The 5,997-nt window shown below is 64.6% G+C and carries 8 protein-coding genes; 2 read left to right on the forward strand and 6 right to left on the reverse strand.

The genetic code is table 11. The features are described from left to right. Positions 1 to 280, reverse strand: a 280-nt coding sequence (locus V5A53_RS12210) for a hypothetical protein (RefSeq protein WP_332313893.1), incomplete at its 3' end; no start/stop codon positions are given. A gap of 139 nt (positions 281 to 419) precedes the next feature. Here V5A53_RS12210 and V5A53_RS12215 point away from each other — a divergent pair. Both V5A53_RS12215 and V5A53_RS12220 read left to right on the forward strand, forming a co-directional pair. After that, entirely contained in the window at positions 420 to 2,033 is a 1,614-nt protein-coding gene (locus V5A53_RS12215) for an FAD-binding oxidoreductase (RefSeq protein WP_332313894.1), read from the forward strand. Between the two features lie 129 nt (positions 2,034 to 2,162). After that, positions 2,163 to 2,594, forward strand: coding sequence for a hypothetical protein (locus V5A53_RS12220; RefSeq protein WP_332313895.1), 432 nt, complete (start codon positions 2,163 to 2,165; stop codon positions 2,592 to 2,594). Positions 2,595 to 2,612: 18 nt separating this feature from the next. On the opposite strand, the gene V5A53_RS12225 is transcribed toward V5A53_RS12220, so the two are convergent. From V5A53_RS12225 to V5A53_RS12245, 5 genes are all read right to left on the reverse strand, one after another. Then, on the reverse strand, positions 2,613 to 3,767 hold the full coding sequence (locus V5A53_RS12225; RefSeq protein ID WP_332313896.1) for an acyl-CoA dehydrogenase family protein: 1,155 nt from the start codon (positions 3,765 to 3,767) through the stop codon (positions 2,613 to 2,615). A gap of 60 nt (positions 3,768 to 3,827) precedes the next feature. Next, complete coding sequence (locus tag V5A53_RS12230) at positions 3,828 to 4,262, reverse strand: CBS domain-containing protein (RefSeq protein WP_332313897.1); 435 nt, start codon at positions 4,260 to 4,262, stop codon at positions 3,828 to 3,830. 54 nt (positions 4,263 to 4,316) lie between these two features. Beyond that, positions 4,317 to 4,733 (reverse strand): hypothetical protein, encoded by a 417-nt coding sequence (locus V5A53_RS12235; protein ID WP_332313898.1) that lies wholly within the window; start codon positions 4,731 to 4,733, stop codon positions 4,317 to 4,319. Between the two features lie 68 nt (positions 4,734 to 4,801). After that, complete coding sequence (locus tag V5A53_RS12240; protein WP_332313899.1) at positions 4,802 to 4,990, reverse strand: DUF7576 family protein; 189 nt, start codon at positions 4,988 to 4,990, stop codon at positions 4,802 to 4,804. Between the two features lie 78 nt (positions 4,991 to 5,068). Next, entirely contained in the window at positions 5,069 to 5,932 is an 864-nt protein-coding gene (locus V5A53_RS12245; RefSeq protein ID WP_332313900.1) for an SDR family oxidoreductase, read from the reverse strand. Between the last annotated feature and the right edge of the window lie 65 nt (positions 5,933 to 5,997).

Below are 5,997 nucleotides of genomic sequence, written 5' to 3' on the forward strand. Positions count from 1 at the left end.
TTCGGGCGTCGAAAAGCGCGTAGTAGACGGTGATGGCCGTCAGTGCTATCGCGCCGATCTCGAGTCCGTGAGCCGCGAGGTGGACCCACTCGGCGCCCCCGAAGCCGAGGCTCCCGATGAGGCCGCGTGTCCCCGCCGACAGCAGTGCTACCCCAGCGAGTGCGCCGACCCGTGACCAGCCGTCCCGCGTGAGGGCGATGGCCGCAGCGACGACGACGAGCGCGAGCGCGACGATGAGGACCGATTCCGTGCCCGGATGTCCGGAGTGAAGCGGAAGCATGAGTATATCCGGACGTGGGCCGGTCCTGATACAACGTTTTCCCTTCGTGACAGAGCGTGCGGCGCGCCACCGACTACCGTTCGATTGGGCGTCGATGACCGGCACCAACGTTATGTGCGTTTACTGTTCACACGACTCTATGACAGACGACCGACGGCGGAGTTTCTGGGCGTGGGGGTACGAGGACCGACTTCCCGACGACGAGGACAGACGGGAGATGAAGGAGCAACTCGAAGGACTGCTCGGCTTTCCGGAACTGCCCGTTATGGAGTATCCATCGCTGGAGGACATCGACATCCCCGAACCGGAACTTGAGGTGCCCGACGAACTGGCCGCCTTCGCCACGACGGACCGACGGGCGCGAGCCAGCAGAACGTACGGCAAAGGGTACCGGGACCTCGTTCGAGGGTTCCACGGCGATTTCTCGTCGGCGCCGGATATCGTCGCCATGCCGCGGAACGAAAGCGATGTCGAGGACGCTATCGCGTGGGCGACCGCCGAGAACGTCGCCGTCGTCCCCTTCGGCGGCGGCACCAGCGTCGTCGGCGGCATCGAGTGTGGCGGCGACGGCTACGCGGGCGTGCTCTGTCTCGACATGCGGGAGATGGATTCCGTCCTCGAGGTCGACGAACACTCCCGGAGTGCGCGGATCCAGGCCGGCGCGACCGGCCCCGAGATTCAGGCGCAACTCGCCGACCACGACCTCCAGTTGCGCCACTACCCCCAGTCCTACGAGTTCTCGACCTACGGCGGATGGGTCGCCACCCGCGCTGGCGGCCACTTCGCGACGCGGTATACGCACATCGACGATTTCGTCGAGTCGGTCCGAGCCGTCACCCCTGCCGGAAGCCTCGAAACTCGCCGACTCCCGGCCTCCGGTGCCGGCCCCGACCCGAACCGCTTTCTGCTCGGGAGTGAGGGTGCCTTCGGCGTCATCACCGACGGCTGGACGCGGGTCCAGCCCCGCCCGCACCACCGCGCCCGGGCGACGATGTACTTCGACGATTACTGGGACGCGGTCGAAGCGACCCGTGAGATCGTGCAGGCGCGGCTCTATCCCGCCAACTGCCGCCTGCTGGACAGCAACGAGGCCATGCTGAACGAACTGGCCTTCGACGGGAGCCACCTGCTGGTGTTGGGCTTCGAATCGACCGACCATCCCGTCGGCGACGACCTCGACCGCGCGATGGCAATCGCCGAAGACCACGGTGGCACCTGTCCCGAGGGCCGGACCGTGGAAGACCGCTCGCAAGGCAAAAAGGAGGCCGACCGTGCGGAGTCCTCCGAGGGGTCGTGGCGCGATTCGTTCTTCGAGGCGCCCTACCGGTTCAACGGCCTCGTCTCGATGGGCGTCCTCGTCGATACCTTCGAGACCGCGGTCACGTGGGACCAGTTTCCCGACCTCCACGAGGCCCTCCAGGAGAACGTCGTCGGCGCGATGGAAGCCGAATGCGGCACCGGCTTCCTGTCGTGTCGGTTCACCCACGTCTACGAGGACGGCCCCGCGCCCTACTACACCCTCATCGCGCCCGCCGAGGTTGGCGAGGAACTCGACCAGTGGCGGACCATCAAGCAGGCCGCTTCGGACACGCTGATGGACCACGGTGCGACCATCACCCACCACCACGCGGTCGGTCGGGTTCACCGGGACCACTACCACGAGGAAGCGCCCGAGAAATACCTCGACGCCCTCCGGTCGATGAAACGGACGCTGGACCCCGACGGGATCATGAACCCTGGGGCGCTGTTGTAGTCGGCCCACCGCTCGCTCTTTTAGTAGAACACGAGATGGATGGGCCGTCCCGTCGCAGGAACGGGTGTAGGTCAAACGTCCGTTTGATGCTGAGGTGGGTATTTGTCGGGGCCGAACGACCCCCGGAGTATGAAACGTCGGACCCTTCTCGCCGCTACTGCCGCCACGCTGGCGACGACGCTTGCCGGGTGTTCCGACGGGAACGGTGTGGATTCGCTATCGGTCACCGGGGCGACCGTCGACCGGGGTGAGACGGCGGATATCGCCATCGCGGCACCGAACCTTTCGGGACTGCATATCTCGGAGTTTCCCGAGCCGTTCCGACCCGACGGGCCGCTGGATCTGGGCGAGGCGACGTTCAGTCCGTCGCCGGACGCCGTCTGGCAGGCTTACCCGCCCTACTGGGCGTTCTCGGGACGAGACGTCGAGGGAACGGTGCCGATTCGGACCGCTTCGGACGCTCCGCCGGGCACGTATCGCTTCGGCTTCGAGTTCGATATCGACGGCGAAGAAGAGCCTCGCTACGAGGAGACGACGGTGACGGTCGAAGGCGAATCGTGATCGGTTACCGCGCTGTCGTCACATCCCCTTGCCCTGCAACTCTCGAGCGATGATATTCTTCTGGATCTCGGTGGTGCCCTCGTAGATCTGGGTGATCTTGGCGTCGCGGTAGAGCCGTTCGGCGTCGAAGTCGTCGACGTAGCCGGAGCCACCGTGGATCTGGACGCACTCGTTGGCGTTCCGGACGGCGATGCGGGAGGCGTACTCCTTGGCCATCGAGGCCAGCATGGTCAACTGCTCGTCCTTGTGGTCGACCGACCACGCCGATTTATAGGTTAGCTGGCGTGCGGCTTCGGCCTCGGTGTGCATGTCGGCGAGTTTGTGCTGGATGGCCTGGAAATCGCCGATGGGCTTGCCGAACTGCTCGCGTTCCTGGGCGTATTCGAGGGCGCGCTCGGCGGCGCCTTTGGCGATACCGACGCCCTGGGCGGCCACCTGCGTCCGGGTTTCGTCGAAGAACTGCATCTGCTGGAGGAAGCCGGCGCCGCGGGTGCCGACGAGGTTCTCCTCGGGGACGCGCACGTCGTCGAAGATGAGTTCGGCGGTGTCGGAAGCGCGTATTCCCATCTTCCCCGTTATTTTGTCGGCTTCGAAGCCGTCGCGGTCGGATTCGACGATGATTTGCGAGAAGCCGTTGTAGCGGCCCTCGGCCTCGGGGTCGGTCTTACACAGCACGACGAAGAAGTCGCCGATGGAGCCGTTGGTGATCCACATCTTGTTGCCGTTGATGACCCACTCGTCGCCATCCTTCTCGGCGCGCGTGGAGATGGAGGCCACGTCGCTGCCGGCGTGGGGTTCGGAGATGGCCGAGCCACAGATGGCATCACCCGCCGCGAGGTCCGGGAGCCAGCGTTCCTTCTGGTCGTCGCTGCCGAAGGCGATGATGGCCTCGCTGCCGAAGGCGGTCCCGAGGATGCTGCCGCCGATACCGGGGTCGGCGGCGTAGAGTTCCTCGACGACCAGCGCAACATCGAGGGTGTCGTAGCCGGCGCCGCCGTATTCGATGGGTATCTGGGCGCCGGTCAGTCCCATCTCCGCGCCCTTCTCGATGAGGTCGAGTGGGGCCTTCTCCTCGCGGTCGTACTCCTTGGCGACCGGGCGAATCTCGTTTTCCGCGAAGCGGCGGACCTCCTCGCGAATCTGCTGTTGTTCGTCGGAGAGTTCGTAATCCATACCCTTCCCTAGGAAGGAACTGGAATAAAATACGGGGGCGGTTCGGGTTCGTCTTCGGGCCTACTCCCACTCGCCGTCGACGATGTCGGGTTCGGCCTGATGAGCCATACTGACCTGATAGTCCGGGAGGTGCAACGCGAGGTCGGTGGTCGTGATGATGCCGATGGCGGCACCGCCTTCGACGACGGGGAGTTTCTTGACGCTGTTGTGGCCCATCCGCTCGGCGGCGACCTGCAGGGAGTCGGTTCGCTGGATCGTGACGACGGGGTCCGACATGATCTCCGAGATGGGCTGGGAGGGGTCCAACTCGTCGGCGACGGCTTCGACGATATCAGATTCGGTGACGATGCCGGTCAACTGCTCGTCGCCGACGACGAGCGAGCCGATGCCTTCGTCGGCCAGGATGCGTGCGGCCTCCGCAATGGTCGCGTCCGGGGCGATGGTCTGGACGGGCGAGCTCATCAGCGTCTCCACGTTCGCGTCTCGTTCGGCCATACGACTATGTGTGGCCGGATTCGCAAAAGCCTAGGCTTCGCCCCAAATGTGGGGTTATCGGCGGACGTCGCGCCGGGCGCGTTTCGTAAGTTTCCGTCGTGCGTGGCGCTTCAGGAGGATGCCGGCCCCGTAGGCGAACCCACCGAAGAGGACGAAGACGAGCGACGGACCGAACGCCTCCCGCGCGAAGCTGACTATCGAGAAGTTCGCGCCTTCGATATATGCCACCGCGTACGGCGCCGCCGGCAAGAGAACGGCGAGTACCGCGCCGAACTGGAGGGCTGCTCCGACCGCTTCGGAGGGCAACCGCTTGCGCGAGAGATAGGCCGCAAATCCGCACCAGCCGACAGCGGCGCCCCAGACCGGCGCTCCGACCGTGGTCAACGCCCATGCTATACCTCCCGCGAGAACGACGGCGAGGAACTGGGCGGTGACGTAGACGGTAAGCGGCCGGTCCGCGGTCCGGAACACCGATAGCAGAACTACGCCGCGGGGTAGATAATACTTCTAGGTAAACCGTCAATAATCGGTAACCGAAGTCAGTTGTCGGGATTCCACTCGCCGCGACACTCCTCCGAACAGAAGTGTACGGTCCGGACGCCCCCGTCTTCGACCCACGTGATGACCCGGTGTGTCGTCTCGTTTACTATCGGCTCGTCACATACCTCACAACGCGGCGCGTCGTCCTCGGAGACGTCCTCCCCGAGGTCCGAAGTAGGGTCCACCATTTACTGGTAATCTTAGGAGGCACCCATATGAACGATTATGTTCACGCAGGCGGTGCCAATCCCCCGCCTTGCTGCCGATTATTCCGGCCGTTCGTATTCAGGGTCGAACATCTGGGCGGACATCGGTGCCGGATCACCCTCGGTGAGGTTGTACTCCGAGAAGTCCTCGACGCCGCACTCACGCAGGAGTTCCTCGTCGTAAACGGCGTTGCCGGAGTACGACGACGGGTCCCGCGAGAGGATTTCGAGGACGGTATCCGAGACGATCTCGGGGGTTCGCCAGTCGTCTTCGGTGCCCATGCCGAAGTACCGCGTCGCGCGGGTGTCGATGGCGGTGACGGGCCAGAAGGAATTACAGCCGACGTCGTGGCCGCTGAGTTCCGTATCGAGCGACAGCGTCAGGAAGGACATCCCCATCTTCGACCACGCGTAGGGCGCCTCGCCGGGCGCACGGTCGACGGTGACTGGCGGGGCGTTCGTCAGGAGCCACGCGTCGTCGACCTCCTTGAGGTGATCGAGGAAGGCCCGCGAGACCAGATAGGTACCGCGGACGTTGACGTCCGTCAGCAGGTCGAAGCGGTTGGCCGGCAGGTCCTCGACGTTGGCGATCTGGATGGCGCTGGCGTTGTTGATGACGATGTTGACCTCGCCGAAGTGGTCGATGGCCTCCTCGACGGCGGCCTCGACGTTCTCCTCGTCGCGAACGTTCAGTTGGATAGGGAGGGCTTCGACGCCCTTCTCCTCGCATTCGCGGGCGGTCTGTTCGATCGTGCCTTCGAGGTCCTTGTCCTCGCCGTAGTCGTCGTTCTCGCTGGTCTTGCCGGTCGAGACGATGTTACAGCCCTGCTCGGCCAAGGCGAGCGCGATCGATTTGCCGATGCCACGGGTCGTTCCCGTGATGAACGCGGTCTGTCCCGAGAGGTCGGGCTTGCTGAGCGTCATAACACTTCCATTCGAGGCAGATCCCTTAAATCCGCACGCGTCACGGCAAACTTCACACGAGAACG

Source organism: Natronomonas sp., assembly GCF_036625485.1.
In the GTDB taxonomy this organism is placed as follows: domain Archaea; phylum Halobacteriota; class Halobacteria; order Halobacteriales; family Haloarculaceae; genus Natronomonas.